The 19,110-nt window shown below is 62.4% G+C and carries 19 protein-coding genes; 1 reads left to right on the top strand and 18 read right to left on the bottom strand.

Annotation, left to right across the window (positions count from 1 at the left end):
* Window positions 1-196 precede the first annotated feature (196 nt).
* Window positions 197-1,429, top strand: a complete 1,233-nt coding sequence (locus tag EH55_RS06525) for an aminotransferase-like domain-containing protein (RefSeq protein ID WP_051682709.1) — start codon at window positions 197-199, stop codon at window positions 1,427-1,429.
* 96 nt (window positions 1,430-1,525) lie between these two features.
* On the opposite strand, the gene EH55_RS06530 is transcribed toward EH55_RS06525, so the two are convergent.
* The 18 genes from EH55_RS06530 to EH55_RS06620 form a co-directional block, all read right to left on the bottom strand.
* Window positions 1,526-2,080 carry a flavodoxin gene (locus tag EH55_RS06530; protein WP_051682710.1) on the bottom strand — a complete coding sequence of 185 codons (555 nt, stop codon included), beginning with the start codon at window positions 2,078-2,080 and terminating at the stop codon, window positions 1,526-1,528.
* Window positions 2,081-2,083: 3 nt separating this feature from the next.
* On the bottom strand, window positions 2,084-2,467 hold the full coding sequence (locus EH55_RS06535; RefSeq protein ID WP_037975939.1) for a MerR family transcriptional regulator: 384 nt from the start codon (window positions 2,465-2,467) through the stop codon (window positions 2,084-2,086).
* A gap of 171 nt (window positions 2,468-2,638) precedes the next feature.
* Window positions 2,639-3,673, bottom strand: coding sequence for a M20/M25/M40 family metallo-hydrolase (locus EH55_RS06540; RefSeq protein ID WP_037975941.1), 1,035 nt, complete (start codon window positions 3,671-3,673; stop codon window positions 2,639-2,641).
* Window positions 3,670-4,815 carry an aspartate aminotransferase family protein gene (locus EH55_RS06545; RefSeq protein ID WP_037975942.1) on the bottom strand — a complete coding sequence of 382 codons (1,146 nt, stop codon included), beginning with the start codon at window positions 4,813-4,815 and terminating at the stop codon, window positions 3,670-3,672. Before EH55_RS06545 ends, EH55_RS06540 begins: the two co-directional genes overlap by 4 nt.
* A complete protein-coding gene (locus tag EH55_RS06550; RefSeq protein ID WP_037975944.1) occupies window positions 4,800-5,609 on the bottom strand; it encodes an amino acid kinase family protein in 810 nt (269 codons plus the stop codon). Before EH55_RS06550 ends, EH55_RS06545 begins: the two co-directional genes overlap by 16 nt.
* A 16-nt stretch (window positions 5,610-5,625) precedes the next feature.
* Window positions 5,626-6,675 (bottom strand): N-acetyl-gamma-glutamyl-phosphate reductase, encoded by a 1,050-nt coding sequence (gene argC / locus EH55_RS06555; protein WP_037975951.1) that lies wholly within the window; start codon window positions 6,673-6,675, stop codon window positions 5,626-5,628.
* A 199-nt stretch (window positions 6,676-6,874) separates the two neighbouring features.
* A complete protein-coding gene (lysX, locus tag EH55_RS06560) occupies window positions 6,875-7,714 on the bottom strand; it encodes a lysine biosynthesis protein LysX (protein WP_169738446.1) in 840 nt (279 codons plus the stop codon).
* Between the two features lies 1 nt (window position 7,715).
* Window positions 7,716-7,883: a lysine biosynthesis protein LysW gene (lysW, locus tag EH55_RS06565; RefSeq protein WP_037975953.1), complete on the bottom strand. Its 168-nt coding sequence runs from the start codon at window positions 7,881-7,883 to the stop codon at window positions 7,716-7,718.
* Window positions 7,884-8,224: 341 nt separating this feature from the next.
* Entirely contained in the window at window positions 8,225-9,034 is an 810-nt protein-coding gene (locus EH55_RS06570; RefSeq protein WP_037975954.1) for a putative hydro-lyase, read from the bottom strand.
* Window positions 9,031-9,804, bottom strand: coding sequence for a LamB/YcsF family protein (locus EH55_RS06575; RefSeq protein ID WP_037975956.1), 774 nt, complete (start codon window positions 9,802-9,804; stop codon window positions 9,031-9,033). Before EH55_RS06575 ends, EH55_RS06570 begins: the two co-directional genes overlap by 4 nt.
* A gap of 7 nt (window positions 9,805-9,811) precedes the next feature.
* On the bottom strand, window positions 9,812-10,876 hold the full coding sequence (locus EH55_RS06580; RefSeq protein WP_236617091.1) for a 5-oxoprolinase subunit C family protein: 1,065 nt from the start codon (window positions 10,874-10,876) through the stop codon (window positions 9,812-9,814).
* 1 nt (window position 10,877) lies between these two features.
* Entirely contained in the window at window positions 10,878-11,618 is a 741-nt protein-coding gene (pxpB, locus tag EH55_RS06585; protein ID WP_037975958.1) for a 5-oxoprolinase subunit PxpB, read from the bottom strand.
* Between the two features lie 320 nt (window positions 11,619-11,938).
* On the bottom strand, window positions 11,939-13,558 hold the full coding sequence (locus EH55_RS13460; RefSeq protein ID WP_051682711.1) for a rhodanese-like domain-containing protein: 1,620 nt from the start codon (window positions 13,556-13,558) through the stop codon (window positions 11,939-11,941).
* A gap of 113 nt (window positions 13,559-13,671) precedes the next feature.
* On the bottom strand, window positions 13,672-14,847 hold the full coding sequence (locus tag EH55_RS06600; protein WP_037975960.1) for an ELM1/GtrOC1 family putative glycosyltransferase: 1,176 nt from the start codon (window positions 14,845-14,847) through the stop codon (window positions 13,672-13,674).
* The gene (kdsB, locus tag EH55_RS06605; protein WP_037975962.1) at window positions 14,844-15,599 is read right to left on the bottom strand and encodes a 3-deoxy-manno-octulosonate cytidylyltransferase; all 756 of its coding nucleotides are present in this window, start codon (window positions 15,597-15,599) and stop codon (window positions 14,844-14,846) included. The genes EH55_RS06600 and kdsB overlap by 4 nt, the downstream gene beginning before the upstream one ends.
* A complete protein-coding gene (locus EH55_RS06610) occupies window positions 15,596-16,816 on the bottom strand; it encodes a hypothetical protein (protein ID WP_037975963.1) in 1,221 nt (406 codons plus the stop codon). The genes kdsB and EH55_RS06610 overlap by 4 nt, the downstream gene beginning before the upstream one ends.
* Window positions 16,813-18,090 carry a 3-deoxy-D-manno-octulosonic acid transferase gene (locus EH55_RS06615; protein WP_081839474.1) on the bottom strand — a complete coding sequence of 426 codons (1,278 nt, stop codon included), beginning with the start codon at window positions 18,088-18,090 and terminating at the stop codon, window positions 16,813-16,815. The genes EH55_RS06610 and EH55_RS06615 overlap by 4 nt, the downstream gene beginning before the upstream one ends.
* A complete protein-coding gene (locus EH55_RS06620) occupies window positions 18,091-19,095 on the bottom strand; it encodes a KpsF/GutQ family sugar-phosphate isomerase (protein ID WP_037975965.1) in 1,005 nt (334 codons plus the stop codon).
* Window positions 19,096-19,110: the final 15 nt, after the last annotated feature.

A 19,110-nucleotide genomic window follows, 5' to 3' on the forward strand; every position in this document is an offset into this window, starting at 1 on the left:
TATATATAGCGATTTCCCCTCTGATTATTCTTGTTCAGGGAAATGCTGATTTGAAAGACGGCTGGGTATGTCCGAGAGTATGGACAACGCAAAAGTCGACACCGGCCTCCCACCGCATTTTTGTGCTGCCGCTGTTGCAAATCCGCGCGATGCGCTATCATATTGCGGTAATGATTTAAAAAGAGGAGGACGTATTGTGGCAGAACCCTTTTCATTTAAATATCAGCTGAGCACGATGGCGAAGGAGCGCCTCGACCCGTCGGAGATAGGCGTGATGATAAAGCTGAGCATCGTAAACAACGCGATATCTCTCACGGCCGGAGAGCCGTCGGCCGACATCTATCCGATCGAAGAGCTGAAGAAGGCGTTTTCGACGATATTCGAAGACACGTCGCTGCTCGCCTATGCGAAGGAGGATTTCGGCCTGCTGAATCTGCGCGAATGGATAACAGACCGCATGAAGGCGGACGGCCTGGCGCCGGAGTGGGTGGAGCCGAAAAATATCCTTCTGACGAACGGCGCCGGCGAGGCGATCGACCTCGTAGCCGAGACGCTGATCGACCCGGGCTGCACGGTCCTCGTCGAAGCGCCGACCTTCACGGAGACTCTGTTGACGTTCCGCAAGCAGGGCGCGAACTGCGTCGGCGTCCCCTCGGACGACGACGGCATCATCCCCGAGGAATTCGAAAAGATAGTGAAGGAGCGCGGCGCGCGCTTCCTCTACACGATTCCGAACTTCCAGAACCCGAGCGGCAGGACGTCGCCAGTCGAGCGCCGCGTAAAGATTTTGGAGATCGCCGCGCACTACGACATTCCGGTGTTCGAGGACGACCCCTATCACTATCTGAGCTACGACGGAGAAGCGCCGGCGACATATCTGAGCCTCGCGAAGGATGACAAACGCGTGCTGCACAGCAACAGCTTTTCAAAGCTCGTAGCCCCCGGCGTGCGCTGCGGCTGGCTCGTCGTCCCCGACGCTATAATACCGCACCTCAACGCCTTGCGCATCAGCGCGGGGCTGACGCGCCCCGCGATAGTGCAGCAGGGGCTCTTCAATTACCTGAGCGCGACGGACTTCAAAGCGCGCGTCGCCTTCCTGCGCGACGTCTACAGGGTCCGCAGAAACGGCATGACGGAGGCGATCAAAAAATATCTCCGGCCGCTCGGAATCAAGACGAATTATCCGCGGGGGGGCTTCTTCCTCTGGGGGGAGGCGAGCAGCGTCGGCATCGACGACATACCGGCCTTCGCGCGCTTCGCGGTCGAAAAGAAGAAGGTCGGCATCATCCCGGGAAGCGCGTTCTATACGAGGGATGAAGCGAAGAACGGGCGCGACGCGTTCAGGATATCCTTCGCGAAGGTCGACCCGCAGACCGCCGACGAGGGCATCAGGCGGCTTGCCGAAGCGTTCCGCGAATACAAAAAATAAAAAGGCTGCCGTAATATAAAATCAGCGCTCCGAAACCGATTCTCTTCGGAGCGCTTTGATTCTCGGGGGGCGAGGGCTATAGGACCCTCCGAAAGGTCATTTTACTCCTATATCGCGCAACCACTCTTCGATATCTTCTTCGGCGTTATTCACGTCGCCGCCGTAGATCGCGAGCCCCTTGAGGAGCTTGGCTTTCGGGCAGTATTTGGCGAGGTCCTCCTCACTGCGGCCTAGGCCGCTGCCGCCGTGCGTCATCAGCACCGCCACCTTCTTCCCCGCCAAGTCGTTGGCTTCGAAGAATGTCATGAAAGCCATCGGGAAGGTCCCCCACCAGCAGGGCGACGCGAGTATCACGCTGTCGTACCGGCTCAGCTTCGGCGCCTGCTTCGTCTGAAGGGCGGGGCGCGCGTTTTCCTTCTGCTCTTTTCTGGCGACCTCCGTCGTCTCGCGATAATCGGCAGGATAGGGCCGCACGGTCTTTAATTCGAAGATGTCGCCGCCGAGGCTTTCCTGGACGATCTTCGCCGCCGCGCGCGTGTTTCCGCTGCGCGAGTAGAAGACGACGAGCGTGCCTCCGGCCGCGGCGAAAGCCTCGGAGGCGCAGAGCGCCGACGCGATGGCGAGCAGGGAGATCAGAACTTTAATTTTCATTTTCTATGCCCTCTCTTGCAGATTTTTTTCGCATTCGCGCATTTTTCCGTAAAAAACGTCTATTTTGTAATTGAGCTTATCGAGCGCTTCCTGCAGAACGGCGATCTTTCCCTTAAGCATTTCACGCTGCCCTATCAGAATATCTCTTCTTTCTTCGGCGGTATCCTCTCCCTCCTGCGCAAGGCGGATGTATCTCGTCAGCGCTTCAACGGAGAGCCCGGCGCCCCTCATGTACCTGACGAACTCGACCCATGAACACTCTTTCTCGCCGTAATCGCGCACGCCGGCAGAATTACGCGGCACGCGGGGAAGAAGTCCTATCCTCTCGTAATATCTCAGCGTGTCGGCGGAGAGCCCGTATTTTTCGCTGACCTCACTAATTTTCATGTTATCACCTCACAAACAGGATAACACTTGGAGTCTGCTTCAAGTCAACAAAGAATTCGGCGGGCGCCTCCCGCCTTTGATAAATGCGCGCCCTTTTTAATAGAGCGAGCAGGCTTTCGTTTTGTATCCACAATATCGGCGGAATCGTCTCTTCATCAAATGCGTAAAAAACTATACGGCCTCCATGATTTTTGGCAGCGCCGCCTTGACTACGTCGACGCCGCGCAAAAATTCTTTTATGGGAATCTGCTCGTCGAGGCTGTGGTCGTATTTCGAATCCCCCGGGCCGTAGGCGCCCATCGGGCAGCCCCACACGGAGAGGACGTTGAAGTCGCAGGTGCCCTGCTTAGCGAGGATGCGCGGAGGTTCGCCGGAGACTTCGCGGATCGCGGAGCGGAACGCGCGTATCACCGGGTCCGATTTATGTACCTCGTGCGGCGGCACATACTCGATTATTTTGAGCCCGACGCCGAAGGCCGCGGCCGTTTCGCCGAGCACCATTTCGAGTTCCCGCTGTTCCGCGCCTATCGGGGTGCGGAGGTCCATCGTTATCGTCGCGTAGCGCTTTCCGGCCTCGCGCCCCTCCATCTCCATCACCGCTATCGAATAGCCCTTGCCCATGTTCTTCGTTATCTGCTCCATCGACGCGGAGGCGAGCACCGCGGCCGTCATGGGCCCCGGGCTTCCGGAGCGGTGCGCGCCGCCGTCCTCCGCGAAGAAGGAGAATAGTATCCTGCCCCGGTACGACAGCGCGACGCTCTGAGAGCCCGTCGGCTCGCCCACTACGAGCGCCGCCGGCTCGTGCAGCGGCATGCGGAAGCGCGCGCCGCGCGAATCTATCTCCTCGCCGACCGCGCCGACGAAGGTGAGGCGCCAGTCGTGCGGTATTTCCACAGCCCCGCCTCCGACGGCGAGGGCGCAGCAGGGGCTCTTCGCGTCGACCGCTCCGCGTCCGACGATCCTTTCCTCGTCGACGTGGAACTCCGGCCCGCCGGGCACTGTGTCGATGTGGCTCAGAAGCACGAGCTCCTTGTCGCCGCCGCCGCGCGTCGCGATCACGGAACCGACGCCGTCCAGATGCGACGTCTCCCAGCCGAAGCGCGGCAGGCGGTCGGCGAGCATCCTCGCGGCGTCGGCCTCTTCGCGCGTCGGGCTGGGCACGGCGACCATGTCGACCAGAAGCCCCACCGATTCGGGAAGCCTCATCTGGCGCCGCCTCCCATTTCTTTCATCGTCTTTTCGAATATATCGACGGCGGCGAACGCCGTCTCCTCCGTCACCGCGAAGGAGGGTAGGAAGCGCACGACGCGCGGCCCGGCGGCCGAGGAAAGCAGGCCGCGCCACTGCAGCGCCCTGACTATCTCCTGCGACGCGCCTTTAGTCTCGGCGCCTATCAGCAGCCCCCTGCCGCGCACGGCCGCGACGCCGGGGATGTCTCTCTTTGAAATCTCAGAACAGATCAGCTCGCCCATCTTAGCGGCGTGGGCGCAGAGATTTTTTTCCTTTATGTATTTCAACGCCGCGAGCGCGACGTTCATCGCCAGTTCGTTGCCGCCGTAGGTCGAGCCGTGCGAATGAGGGGGGAAGTCGCCGAGCTCTTCGCGCCATATCGCGGCTCCTACGGCCATTCCTCCGGCGAGCCCCTTCGCGACGCAGACGACGTCCGGCGAAAGCCCCGCACCCTGCGACGCGAAGAAGGCGCCGCAGCGCCCGAGGCCGCTCTGAACTTCGTCGGCGACGAGAAAAGCCCCGTTGGCGCGGCACGCTTCGCTTATCGCGCGCCCTACTTCTGGCGGGATAGGATAGACGCCGCCTTCGCCCTGCACCGGCTCGACGAAGACGGCGAGGGTCTCTTCGGAGATTTTTGCGGGGATCTCCTCCGGAGCATAGTGTTTGACGGCCGGTATAAGCGCGGCAAACGGCGCGCGGTATTTCGGGTTGAAGGTGAGGCCGAGCGAACCGCAGCTGCGCCCGTGGAACGCGCGGCGGCAGGCGATTATCTCGCGGCGTCCACCCTTTAGCGCGGCGGCGAGCTTGAGCGCCGCCTCTATGGCCTCCGTGCCGCTGTTGCAGAAGAAGACCCGCCCTCCGCCGATTTCCTCCGCCAGAAGCCTGGCCGCCTCTTCGCGCGCCGGAGATTCGCAGCCGGCGCCGGAGCTCCATATCCCGTGAGCGGCGCGGCAGAGAGCGTCGACGAGCGCAGGGGCGCCGTGTCCGAAGAGCGCTGCACCGTGCCCGTTGAAGAAGTCGATGTAGCGGCGTCCGTTTCCGTCCCAGACGTATGCGCCTTCGCCGCGCACGAGCGAGACGCCGCGCCCGCCGTAGAGCGAGCTCAGCGCGCGAAGCATGTCGAATTCCCCCCGAATGCGTTCGCGATCGGCTCCTTGACGCGCCCGTCCGCGATGTAGACCTTCGGCACCGAGAGATCGAGCGCCTCGCGACAGGCGACGAGCTTGCGTTTCATGCCGCCCTGCGCGTAATGCTCGAGGATGTCCCAGTCGGCGAGGCGGCCGCTTTTGATAAGGGTCGACTCGTCGCCGGCGCTTTTCAGCAGCCCGGCGACGTTCGAGAGAATCACCAGCGCTTCGGCGTTCACGGCCGCCGCGATCCGGGCGGCGAGCCTGTCGCCGTCGACGTTCAGCGATATTCCGAGCTCGGCGTCGAGCGCGAGGGGCGGGACCACCGGCACAAGCCCCTTATCCAGCGCCGCGGCGAAGGGGCGTGCCTCCGTTTTCGTCACGGTGCCGCTGTAGTTGCCGCGCAGGATGCGCGTCCTCCCGTTCGCGCATTCGCGCAGAAAATCCTTGCGCTCCGCTTCGGCGTGACCCTCCCTCTCGGGGTCGAAGAGCTCCGGCTTCGCACCGCGCGCCGAAAGCTCCTCCGCGATGCTCGCGCCGTAAGAGAGCGCCGCGTCGCGAAAAACGGCGCGCTCACGTTCGCCGACGAAGCGGCTCTTGTAGCCGGATGGGCTCGTCACCATGCGGACATCTATCCCGCGTTCCGCACAGAGCGCGTCCATCGCACCGCTCGCTCCGTGTACGACGATCCAGCGCTCGCCGCCGCGCGTCCTGCGCGCTATCTCATCCGCCAGCGGCCCTACCGCGTTCCCCGCGGCGCCGCCTATCTTGACAACTCCGATCATTTCAAAAGCTTCCTCTCTATGCCGGGTAAAGGGGCATCATATCGAGCCCGCAGATCTCGGGCAGCCCCGTCATCAGATTCGCGCACTGCACGGCGGAGCCGGCCGCGCCCTTCATCAAATTGTCTATAGCCGAGGCGGCGATCATGCGGCGCCCGTCTTCGGCGAGCATAAAGCCCGTCAGGACGCGGTTGCTGCCGAGCACGAAGCGTGGGTCGGGTATGCGGAAGTGCGTCGGCTTCGCCGGAGTGAATGAGACGAAGGGCTCGTCGTTCCAGGCGCTCCTGTAAAGCTTCCAGAGGTCTGCTTCGCGCAGCCGCTCCTTCAGCGTCACGTGCGCGAGGCACTGGATGCCGCGCACGAGCTCGACGGCGGTGACGCCGAGCGTGAACGACGAGAGCGGCAGCGAAAGCTCCTGCGTCACCTCGGCCGCGTGGCGGTGTACGAACGGCGTCACGACGCGCAGCGCGCGGCTGCGCACGGAATGGGCCGAGCCTTCGTCGGCTACGGCGCCGCTCTCCGAAGAGCCCACGCGGCACTCGACGCGCGCCTCCTCTATCGCCCCGGCGCGGGCTACCGGGAGCAGTGCCGTTATCGTAGCCGCGGCGTTGCAACCGACGCCGGAGACGAGGCGCGCCTGCGCTATTTCGGCCCTGTGCAGTTCGGGCAGCCCGTAGGCCGCCTCCGCGAGATACTGCGGTGCGGGATGCTCTACGCCGTACCATTTTTTGTATTCCTCGGCGCTCTTCAGGCGGAAGTCCGCCGATAAATCGACGACCTTCTGGCCGGCTTCGAGCAGCCGCGCCGCGATCTGCGCCGACGCGCGGTGCGGCAGCGCGAGGAAGGCGACGGCCGGAGAGAGAGAAACCGCGTCGTCCGGCGAAATAAAATCCATCCCGTTGTAGACGTGGCGCAGATGCGGATGCGCCGCGCCGACCGCCGTGCCGGCCTTCGAGCGCGACACGGCGCCCACGGCCTCGAAGCGCGGATGGCGCGCGATGATGCGAAGCAGCTCGGCGCCGGCATAGCCAGTCGCGCCCCATATCGTTACCGGAATCTTTTCGTTCATATCTCAACACCCCTCAAAAATTCTGCAATAAAAAAACCCGCTTCCTCTCGGATGCGGGCCGCGCTTTTGCCATATCCACCAGGTCACGTCAGACCGGCACGGCAGAAACCCACGACCCATCCTGCAGGCGCTTTATTCCGCGCTTGCATTTGTTCCCGAGCTTTATTGCCGCAAAAACCGTTTCACGATGCAGCATGATTCACTTTTCCCTCAAGCTCCAAGCCGTCTCGACCACCGCGCCGGGTATGTCGACCCCCGTCGGCTCTATCGAGTTGCGGAACTCCCCGCCGTCGTTGACCTCGTTCACGAGCCAGCGCCCCTGCGATCTGAAAAGATCCGCCGCGAGGAAGCCTCCGCCTATGGCGGCGTGCACCGAGCGCAGCAGGGAAGTCATCTCGCCGTCGAGCGGAAGGTTGGAGGCCGACGCGCCGCGCGCGGTGTTAGTGATCCAATGTTCGCTCGCGCGCGCGATGGCGCATATCGGTTCGCCTCCGACGACGAAAGCGCGCGCGTCGAAGCTCCCCTTGTCGACGAATTCCTGGATGTAAAAGGTGTTGTGTATCGCCCCGAGCATGGATTTATGCTCGAATACCGCCTCGGCGCATTCGCGGTCGTTGATTTTGGCGAGCAGCCTCCCCCAGCTGCCGGAGACCGGCTTGCAGACGACCGGGTAGCCCATCGCTTCGGCCGCGGCGAGAGCCCCCTCCTGCGAAAAGGCTACAGAAAATTTCGGCTGCGGGACGCCCGCCTCCGCCAGCACGACGGAAGTCGTGAGCTTGTTGCCGCACACCTCCGCCACGCGCGAAGGATTTACGAGCGTGACGCCCTGCATCTCCAGCATCCTTGTGACGCCTTCGTTCTGGTTGTGCGAAACGCAGCGCGCGAGCACGACGTCCCCCTCGGAGCAGAAGCGTTCGCTCCCGAAGAGCGCGTCGCTCACGTTGCGCAGCTCGCAGGGTATGCCTCTGCGGTCGGCCGCCTCCTTGAGCAGCTTCTCTTCCGCGCGCAGGCGCGTGAAAAGGATTCTCAGCGCCGGCACGCTACTCTCCCCAGTCTTCCTGCACCTGCGGCGCCTCTTCGACCGCCGGCGGCTCCAGCGATACGACTTCGAGCTCGGTGCCGCAGTCCTGGCAGACGACCAATTCGCCCTCGCAGCAATTTTCCGGAAGGGACACATCCGCCTCGCATACTACGCATTTCACGTTCATTGAAAATACCCCCATTAAAATATATTTTTTAAATCAAATAATATAAACTTTTAATCTTATATATTCTGACTAAATTGCTTTTTAGGGACCCCAAGAACGGCTAAAAGTAAATATCGTTCAAAAATGTCACCAAATAAAGCGAATAATCGCAGATAAATAATTAAAAGTTTATTTATCATGTTTCGGTATGATACTCCGAACTTTTGATTTGTCAATAGCCGAAAATTAAGGCAAAGTGGATCGCCTCCGCTCTCCGGCAAAAAAATTCCGGCGGGGCTTGCCGAAGCGCCTCCGCCGGAACGTTGTCCGCCATATTTCCGTCGTGCCGGAGCGCGCGGCTTTTAAAAGACCGCGTAGTCCACGTCCTTCGGGTCGCCGATGAACATGTGTCCGGGTGCGTGCGTGATAGCGAAGGGCGGCTTGCTCTTCATGAGCACCGCCTGCGGCGTCACCCCGCAGGCCCAGAAGACCGGCGCCTCTCCTTCGCGAATCTCCACCGGCTCGCCGAAGTCCGGCTTGTCCACGTCTTTGATGCCTATCGCCGCCGGCTCTCCGATCTGCACCGGCGCGCCGTGGACGGCGGGGAATCTTCCCGTCGCCAGCACGGCCTTGGGAATCTGCTCGTATTTGATCGGCCTCATGCTGACGACCATCGGCCCGCTCAAGCGTCCGGCCGGCCTGTTCTGGATGTTGGTTATGTACATCGGGACGTTGCGGTTCATGTCGATGTGGCGTATCGGTATGCCGGCTTCGAGCAGCGCGCCCTCGAAGCTGAAGGAGCAGCCGAGCAGAAAGGCGACGAGATCCTCTCTCCAATATTTTTTTACGTCGGCCGGCTCGTCCGTGAGTTCGCCGTCCACCCATACGCGGTACTTGGGGATGTCTGTGCGCACGTCCGAGCCGGGCGCGATGAGCCTGGCTTCCCAGTCGCCCGGCTCGGTGACGTCGAGTATCGGGCACGGCTTAGGGTTGCGCTGCGCGAAGACGAGGAAGTCGTAAGCCCATTCCTTCGGCAGGACTATCATGTTGGCCTGCACGTTGCAGTGACAGAGCCCCGACGTCGGGTAAGTCCATTCGTTTTCGCGGATCAATCTGCGCATCTCTTTCGGTTGTGTTGAATAAAAAGGCGTTACGTCAAATGGCAGCGTCATCCCCATACTACCTCCTTCAGATTTGTCACCTTGACTCCCGCGCGCTCGAGCGCCGCGCGCACGGCTTTCGCCATTTCCACCGCTTCCGGCGTGTCGCCGTGCATGCATATGGAGTGCGGGCGGAATTTTATCACCGAACCGTCGATGGCTTCGACCGTTCCCTCGACGACCATGCGCACGACCCGCGCGGCCGCGGCCTTCACGTCGCGGATGAGCGCGCCGGGCTGAGAACGCGGCACGAGCGAGCCGTCCGGCAGGTAGCCGCGGTCGGCGAAGGCTTCGGCGGCAAATGGCACGCCGAGCTCCGCGGCGGCCTTTTCAAATTCCGAGTTCGCAAGCCCCATGAGGATTACCCCCTCTCCCGAATCCTTCACGGCCTGCGCGATCGCCTTCGCGAGCGCGGCGTCCTTCGCGCCCTGGTTGTACATCGCGCCGTGCGGCTTCACGTGCTGAAGGACGAGGCCGTTCGCGCGGCAGAAGGCTTTGAGCGCGCCTATCTGGTACAGGCAGTCCGCGTACTCTTCGTCCGGCGTGCATTTCATATTCCTGCGCCCGAAGCCGACGAGGTCCGGATAGCCCGGATGGGCTCCGGCCGCGACTCCCCTCCGGGCGCAGGCTGTCAGCGTCTTTTGCATCACGAGCGGGTCTCCGGCGTGAAAGCCGCAGGCCACGTTAGCCGAGGTCACAGCCTCCAATATCGCCGCGTCGTCGCCCATCTTATAGGCGCCGAAGCTCTCTCCGATGTCGCTGTTCAGATCTACCTTATACATTTTTGCCTCACTCCTTTAATATTTCTTCACAGCTTATATCGTACGTCTTTCCCTCCAGCGTGAGCCTGAAACTGCCGGAAAGAGGGCGCGCCGCGCCCGGGCCGCAGGAGACGTACGACAGGCGAAGCTCGCCCGCCCTATTCACGGCCGCGGCTATCCTCCTCTGCTCAAGGGCGCCCTCTTCGACGGATGCCGCGCGGAAGCGCACCTTAGTCCCCGGTACCTTCTGAACGAGAGACGCTATCGAGAGCGGAGTAAGGACGCCGATCTTAGTGTAGCCTCCGGTGGTCTGGCGGTCTGCGAGCATGATTATCGGCATGCCGTGCCCCGGTATCTGCACGGCGCCGAGCGGTATCGCGTCAGATACGATGTCCGCCCCCCTTTCCGTGTGCTCGACCTTCGGCCCCTCGAGGCGGCAGCCCATGCGGTCGGACTGCGCCGTCACGATATATTCCGATTCGAAGAGTACCTGCTTACCTTTATCGGTAAAAGCTTCCTCCTGCAGGCCGGTCATTATCGCAAGCGGCTCGCCGGCGGTATAGGCCGGGATCGCTTCCTCCGGCAGGCGGAAACCGTCTAGGCGCCGCCACAGTGGTGCCGGCTCGCCGCTATTTATCACGTCCCCGGCCTTGAGCGCGCGCCCTTCGATGCCTCCGATTTTCGCGCGCATGTAGGTCGAGCGGCTGCCCATAACGACAGGCGCCTCCACGCCTCCCGCGAGGCAGAGATAGCCGCGGCAGCCCTCTCCCTTCGAGCCGGAAAAGGATACCACGTCGCCCTTCGTCAGCACGACCGCCCGCCATGAGCCGACGGTGCGCTCATTCACGGAAAAGCCGAGGTCGGCGCCGGTGAAGACCGCCGCGCCGCAGCCTATGACCTCCAACTCCGGCCCGATGAGCGTAACTTCGAGCGCGGCCGCCTCCTGCGGGTTGCCGAGCATCGCGTTGCCGAGCCTGAGCGCGGGGAGGTCCATAGCGCCGGCCACGGGCACGCCGCTGGACTGATATCCCCAGCGTCCAAGGTCCTGCACCGAGGTCAGCATGCCGGGCTTTTTCACGACCAGTTCCATCATCTTATTTCGCCTCCGTTATAAGCGCTTCGTAGCCGCCGACGGCCGTTTCGGCTGCGATTTTTTTATACTCTTCCTCCGTCACCGGAAGGAAGCGCACCTCGTAGCCGGCCTCTATCAGCGTCGGCCGCGCGGCCTCGGGTGTGAAGAGGCGCAGCGGCGTGCGGCCGATCAGCTGCCAGCCGCCGGGGCTGTCTATCGGGTATATACCCGTCTGCTTTCCGGCGATGCCGACGCTGCCGCCCTTGATGACGGTGCGGGGATTCGCGAGGCGCGGCGTCGCGATCGTCTCGTCCATGCCTCCGAGGTAGGCAAAGCCGGGCAGAAAGCCTATCATGTAGCAGTGGCAGGTCCTCGCGCTGTGGCGTTTTATCACCTCTTCTTCGGATATGCCGGCGTGCCGCGCGACGTTCGCTATATCCGGCCCGTACTCGCCGCCGTAGCATACGGGAATCGAAATCGACATATGCGCGCCGGCCTCTTCGCCTGCTGCTTTCGGCGCCGACCTTGCCTCCGCTATGACCTCCTGCGCACTGACGGCTGTCGAATCGAAATAGATCGCCAGCGACCTGTAGGTCGGGAGGCACTCGACTATTGGGATGTTTTTCTGATTCAGAAGATGCTTCTTAAGATTCATCACCGCGTCGTTCGCACCGCGGTCTATTTCATCCGCGAACTCCGCGACCACGCAGGATTCTCCGGCGTTCAGATATTTGGGGTCGTCAATATATATCGCCACCGACATCACTCCTTATACGCAAAAGCACAGCGCGCCCTTTTTTCCCTTTTAATTCTACACCGAAACGCCGAAGCCCACATTTATCCGAAGAGCTTCATTATCCCCGCGAGCGACTTGACTCCCATCCATGCGGTGAAAGCGACCATGATCCAGCCGCAGACACGGCCGAGGCGCGCTGGAGTATGGCGCTTAATACGCCGCCGGCCTGCCTCCTGGACGCCGCAGGCGGCGCATACAAAAAACAGGCTGCTCGGCGGCAGCCTGTTTTAATCGTCACTTTCGGCAGCGAAGGCGAAATCCATCGCGCGCCGCTTTGATTTCCGCGCTTACGGCTTGATCAGCGGCAGTTCGGGGTTGCCCGCCCAGGCCTGGAAGCCGGCGTCGTAGCTCTGGCTCTTTTTGAAGCCGCATCCGCGCAGAAGCATCGTTACGAATGCCGAGCGCACGCCGGCCGTGTCGTAAACGACTATCTCGCAGTCCGGCGTGACGCCCTTCGACGCAAGCAGAGCCTGCAGGTCAGCTTCCGTCTTTACGCCGCTGTTTTCGCCTAAGAAAGCTTCCCTCGGGATGTTTATCGCGCCCGGAAGATGTCCGCGGCGTTTCTCCTGGAAGGGGGCGATCTTGCCGAGGAACTCGGAATCGGTGCGCACATCGAGGAGAACGAGTCCCGGCTTGCCAAGATTGTTGTTTATCCATTCCGTCGTCGCCCTGTAATTGGGTGAGTACTCCTTTATCGTGAAGGCGACGTTTTTATTCGTGTTCTTGTTCTTCGTTATCTGGCCGCCGATCGCCTTCCAGGCGCCGATGCCGCCGTCGAGCATCTTGGCGTTTTTGATTCCCGCCTGACGGAGGATCCAGAGGGTCCAGCCGCTCTGTCCCCAGCCCCCGGCGTCGCAGTACGCGACGACCGTCTTCTTGCCGTTGATCCCGAGCGCGCCGATGCGCTTCGCCATCGTCGCCGCCGGCCATATCGTTCCCCATTTTTCGCTGCCCTGCTGGGCGTTGGTGTTCGCAAAATATGTCCACGGCGCGTTCACGGCGCCGGGGATGTGCCCTCCGGCGTAGAGGCTCTCGGGGCGCGAATCGACGAGTATTACGTTGCCGCGGTTCGCTTTGAGCCACTCGGCGGAGACAAGGAGGGTCTCTTTGGTCTCATGCGCGCCTTCCTTCATCGGAGAGGGGTTCAGCGGGCGCCCGGCGGGAATTTCTCCGGCGCTCGCCTGGGGGGCCGGCTGAACCGCAGGGGCTGCGGCTTCCTCCTGCTTAGCTTCGCCGCTCTCGGCGGGCTTGGCCTCGGGAGCCGGAGCGGCGTCCTTCGCCTCTCCCTGTTTGGCGCCCTTCTCTTCGGCGGGGGCGGGCTGCGCCTCAGGAGCCGAGGCCGGCGCTTCCTCTTTTACTTCTTTCTTCTCGTCGGCCGGAGCGGGTTTCGCCTCTTCGGGCTTCGCTTCTTCCGGCTTTACGTCGTCGGAGGGCGCTGCGCTCTCTGCTTTCTGGGGTTCGACGACGCCTCTGTTGTTCTCGGCCTCTTCCTGAGCTTTAGCGGCTTTTTCGGCCTCTTCCTTAACTATTTTGTCCATCTCGGAAGCGCTCGGATTCTTTTTCTGCGCGCTCCCTTCGGCCGGAGCGGCTTCGCTCTTCTCTTCGGGAGCCTTGTTCTCTTCTTCCTTCACCGCGGCGGCCTCGCCCTCCGCGGGCTTTGCTTCGTTGGTCGAAGCGTCCGCCGGCTCGGCGTCCTGCTGAGGCTTATTCTCGCCGCCGTCCTGCTGCTGCGCGGGAGCCGTGTCTTCCGACACGCCAGTATTCGCCTTTTTGAATGCCTGTACCTGTGCCAGCAGGGACGCATAGGCGTCGCTGTTCTCTTTCTGATCCTCGGAGGTCGCCGCCGTTACCGGGACGGCTCCGCCGATAAGCGCGGCTGCTAGCGCCAGCATGATTATTTTTTTCAAATTAACATCTCCTTAATCCTCAGTTTCCGTCGCCGCATACTTTTGCGGCCTGTCGCTTACTGTCGACGCGCGAATTATAGCACAAATCTCCCGATAATCTCTTTATCGGCGCGTCATTTCCAATTGTCGTATATCCATTTCGCGGCGCGCTTCGCCTCGTTGAATTCCTCCGCGGGTCCGTCCCCTTCGCCCCGCGGCTCCGCGCTTTCCCTGCGCAGCCGCATCCAGTCGCTGTATTCGACGAGGGAGCCGTTTCTTGCGAAGTGGTCGAAGACAAGGTCGAATTTCGGGATTCCCCACAGAGCGGAGGGCGGCAGAGCTCCGGCGTTGACGAGAGCCGCGGTCGCCCTCTGGAGCAGCCCCTTGACTCCTCCTTTGTGGTCGACGCGCAGCAGCACCGCGCGGTGCCCGCCGGTTATCGTCTCCGAGACCATGTTGACCGAGTCCTCCGTGCAGAAGACCTCGGTGGAGAAGCCGAGCATCGCGGGGATCGGGTTGAATTCGTCCTCCGACGCGACGAGCAGATATTTCACCGCGTGCGAGTGCTGTGCGAGCGTCCTGACGACCTTCTCGGCCGCGGCGCTCGTGCGGCGCGACGTCGTGATGAAGATGTCGGCTCCGGAGTGCTGTGCTAAGTTCAAAATCTGCCCGAGGCGCCTTTTCACCCACTGCGGCGTCACCGAGTAGTTCGCGTCGTCGCCGCCGACGAGGATCGACCACTTTTCGCGCGCGGCGGAAGGATGCTCGGAAAGCAGAGCCTGCGCTTCCTTCTTCAGCCTTTCTTTTATGACGTAGTTCGGAGAGCCGAGGGTCACGAATATGTTCGGCTTTCTCTCTGGGCAGTCGTGCTCGGGAACGATCGCGAAATCGAAGGGTTCCGTGCCTATCGCGCTCGGCGTCATAACGGTGGCGCACGCGCAGCGCCAGATGTAGCCGAGAGCGATGTTGTAAGGGGCCGCGGTGCTGCCGGCCGATATTATCAACACGCTGCCCGCGCCCTCCTGCACGTTGCGCTCGGCGAACCACTGGCCGACGCGGCGTATCAGCGCGTCTCCGTCCGACGCGGCGAGCCAGTCGCGCGCGTCTCGTCTCGTGCCTCCGGCGAGCACTCGGCTTGCGGCCTTCGCGCGGGCCTTGGCCGCGCCCGTGAGCAGAGGCACCTCGCTTTCGAGTATCTCGGCGCCCGTGAGGCGCGAGAGCCAGTAGGCGACGCCGCGGCTCTGATTGACGTGCCCGCGTATGCCGTCGCTCAATATTATGATCACCCTCAGCGCGTCTCCGGAGTTCATCTTTCTTCGTTTTTCCTGCGCGCGAATATGCGCCGCACCTCTTCGAGGTCCTCCGGCGTGTTGACGTTCGGCCCCTCCGAGGGATATTTCGTCGCTATGACGGCCATCGAATAGCCGTGCTCGAGTATGCGCAGCTGCTCGAGACTCTCCGTCTTCATCAGCGGCGTCGCCGGAAGCTTTACGAACTTGAGCAGGAATTCTTTCGTGAAGGCGTATATGCCGAGATGCTCCCATACCGCGCAGCCTGCGTCGCTGCGGCGGAATGGTATCGGCGAACGGCTGAAGTAGAGCGCGCGCCCGTTCAGCGCGCGGACGACTTTCACGATGTTGGGGTTGAGGAAGTCCTCTTCTTTTTTTATCGGCACGCACACCGTAGCGGAATCGGCGCTACCGTCGCCGGAGATTCCGCAGGCGAGCTCGCGCAGCATGCGCGGGTCTAGCAGAGGCTCGTCCCCCTGTATGTTTATCACGTAGTCCGCGTCCACCTTCGCCGCTATTTCGGCGACGCGACTCGAGCCGTCGGGGTGGTCGGTGCGCGTCATCAGCACGTCGGCGCCGAATTTTTCAGCCGCGTCGTATATTCTGCTGTCGTCCGTGGCTATCACGACGCGGAAAAATACGTCGGACGCCAGCGCGCGACGGTACACCTGTTCGATCATCGTCCTGCCGCCTATTTCGAGAAGGGGCTTCCCGGGCAGCCGCGACGACGCGTAGCGTGCCGGAATCACCCCCAAAAATTTTTTAGCCTTCATCCGCGCGCCTCCTGCCATTCGCGGAATTTGGCGAGCATCCTGCCGCGGTCGAGCGGACGCACGTTTTTCACTATCCACTCGCGCATCGCCTTTCCATCGTCGGTCTCCTGCTTATAGCTCATGAAGTCGAGCCCTATGCCGAGCGCGTCGGCTATTTTCAGCGCGAAAGCCGGCCATATCATGCCGATGTCGCCAATGACGGGCAGGCTTCCCTCGTGGCGCGCGAAGGCGGACATTTCCATGCGGAAGGGGATCTTCGATATTTTCGTCTTGGGCAGCCCCTTGTCGATGGCCTCCTGAATCATCGCGCTCGACCTCTGAAGGTCCTGGGCGCGGCGGAGGTTTTCGTCGAGGTCGAAGCGGATCAGCGTCTTCCCCCTGAGGCTGTAGACGGGCTGCCCCTGCCACCACGACCAGATGCCGTGCCCGGTATAGGTCTCGAAGGGGCCGTCGTGTATCTCCTGGGTCAGGGCCACGGCGGATTCTATTATCACGTCCGAGGAGCCGAGCATCGCCGATATGCGGCGCGAGCGCTCAGTGACGGGTATGCTGTCGCCGACCGCCATGCCGACGTGTCCGCCGCCGACGAGCTGCGGGATCGTTACGAGCACGGGCACGCCCTTTTCCGCGCCGGCGCCGAGCATAGTGCGCCTGTCGCACCCCCAGCCCGCGACCGCCTCGAAGGGCAGGCCGGACTGGCGGCAGAGCGAATGGATTTCCTCGGCCAGCTTTTCCGTGCGCAGCCCCATCGGGTACGCCATGTTCGCGGCCGCCTTTATCACGAAATGCCCCTCCGCGTCATGGCGTTTCGCTAAAAGCTCCCTGTCGAGAATCATCTCTTTTGAAAGCTCGTCGAGCTCTTCGTCCGTCATGTCGGTAAATTCGAAGACGTTCCCGCGGGGCATGAATTTCTCGTCGAGCCCAAGCTGCGCGGCGCCGCACATCTTCACGCGGTCTAAGGCGCCGCCCATCTCGTGGCTTATCACGGCCGAGCTCGTCGTCACTCCGTCGACGACGCCCTTTTCGATAAGCTCCGCTATCAGCGTCGTAACGCCTTCGTGGAGATTCGGGCCGCTTCCGGTCACCACCGCGACTTTCCCGCCGCGTTTCTTCACCGCGGCGACCCTTTCGGCCGCGGCGTCGAGCGTCTCTTTAGAGCGCTCGTCGAGTTCGCCGTAGAATTTTTGAATAAGCTCGCGGTTTATCTTTGCCGTCATCTATTTTCCTCCCGTGCCAACGAATTTTTTATTATTTTCCACGCGCGCGCCGAAGCGCCGCGCGATTTTTCAAAGTATCGGCGGCTGAGCTCAAGCCGCTTCGCGCCCTCTTCCGCGGCCGCGACCCTGAGCCAGGCGTCGGCGAGCTCTTTTTCGTCCGCTACCTGATCCGCCGCCCCCATCGCGAGGAAGGCCCGCGAGGCCTGGGCGAAATCCTCCATATGGGGGCCGTACTGTACCGGCACGCCCCACGAGAAGGGCTCCAGGATGTTCTGCCCGCCGTCGTCGGTGAAGCTGCCGCCGACGAAGGCCGCGCGCGCCGTGCCGTACAGCTCGAAGAGCACGCCTATTTTGTCTACGATAAGTATATCCCACTCCGGCGTAAGTTGTGACAATTTTGCGAAAACGTATTTTGGAGGAATCAGACGGCAGACCGCGTCGGACCTTTCCGGATGGCGCGGGGCTATTATGAGCCGCGCGTCCGGAAGCGCGCCGCGCAGGCTTTCGAAGGCGGCGAGCGCCTTTTCGTCCTCGCCCGCGTGCGTGCTCCCGGCCATGAATATCGGGCGCTCCGCGCCGAATTTTTCGAGCCATTCGTCCCGCGCGGAAAAGTCTTTGCGCGCGAGCAGGGCGTCGACCTTCCCGTCACCGGTGACGTGCAGCTTGGCCGCGTCTACGCCGATCGACGAAAGGCGGCGCGCGTCCTCTTCGTCGCGCAGCAGGATCTTGTCGAAAAGGGAGTACGCCCGCGCGGCGATACGCTTAGAGAGGGCGCCGCTTATGCGCCTCCATGTCCTGTCCGATATCCTCCCGTTGACGAGGAAGGCCGGCACGCCGCGCTCCCTGCATTCGCCGAGCATGTTGGGCCACAGCTCCGTCTCGGCCGCGACGAAAGCGGCGGGGCGCAGCGAATCGAGGGCGCGCCGGACGAATTTCGTCTTGTCCCACGGGTAATAGATGTGGAAATCGTAGAGCCCTGAGCAGAGGCGCTCCGCCATCGCGCGTCCGGTCTGGGTCGTCGTCGAAAGGACGATTTTGCCGCCGTATCCCTCCTCGCGCGCCGCCTTTATGAAGGGCGCCGCGGCCTGCGCCTCGCCGACCGAGACGGCGTGTACCCAAAGAGGGCGCTCTCCGCGGAGCAGCGAAATTTTTTCCGCAGGGATGATCCCCTGCCGTTCGTCGTTGCCCTCGCTGTACTTCGCTTTGAGGGAATCCTGCGACAGCGCGAAGAAGGCGTCTATCGAAAGTCCGTAGAGGGCGCGCAGCAGAGACAGTTACGCCACCCCCGCCTTTAGTATTTCGTGTATGTGCACCATGCCGACGGGCTTGCCCTCCTGGACGACTATCAGAGCGGAGACCTCCCACTGCTCGACGATGCGCACGGCCTCCGCCGCGAGGCGGTCAGGCGCTATCACGCGCGGATGGGTCGTCATCGCGCGCGAGACAGGGAGATCGAGCCCCTCGAGCCCCTCTTTTTCGATGAAGCGGCGCAGGTCTCCGTCGGTGAAGACGCCGACGAGCTTTCCTTCGTCGTCCACCACCGCGGTCGCGCCGTAGCCCTTGCTCGTTATGTCGAAGAGCGCGTCGCGCACTCTCGCCCCTTGGTTCGTGATCGGCATCCTCTCGCCCGTGCCCATGAGGTCGGAGACGCGCAGCAGCAGCCGCTTGCCGAGGGAGCCTCCCGGATGGAAGAGCGCGAAGTCTTCCTTCTGCAGCCCGAGCAGCAGTGTGGCCGTGCCGGCGACGGCGTCGCCGAGCGCCATCTGCAGCGTCGTGCTGCTCGTGGGCGCGAGTTTCAGCGGGTCCGCCTCGCTCTCGACGTGGCAGTTCAAAACGATGTCGGCCTCGCGCGCGAGCGTCGAACCGGCGTTGCCCGTGACAGCGATTATCGGTGCCCCCAGGCGCTTGAAGTAGGGGATCAGCGCGATGAGCTCCTGCGTTTCGCCGCTGTTGCTGAGGAAATAGCCGACGTCCTCGCGGCAGACCATTCCCAGGTCGCCGTGCGCGCCCTCCGTCGCGTGCAGGAAAAAGGCCGGCACTCCGAGCGACGCGAAGGTCGCTGCGGTCTTGCGCCCGACGTGCCCGGACTTTCCCAGCCCCGAGACGACGACGCGCCCACGGCAGCGGCTCACGAGATGCGCCGCGGCGGCCATCTCTTCGCCTATCCTTTCAGTCGCGGCCTTGAGCGCTGCGGCCTCTTTGTTCAGAATGCCCCTCCCCTCCGCCACCAGCTCTTCGACGGTATAGTTCTTCTCTTCTCTTTCGTACGGCAGATTCATTTTTATTACCTCGCG

Source organism: Synergistes jonesii (genome assembly GCF_000712295.1).
GTDB classification, from domain to species: domain Bacteria; phylum Synergistota; class Synergistia; order Synergistales; family Synergistaceae; genus Synergistes; species Synergistes jonesii.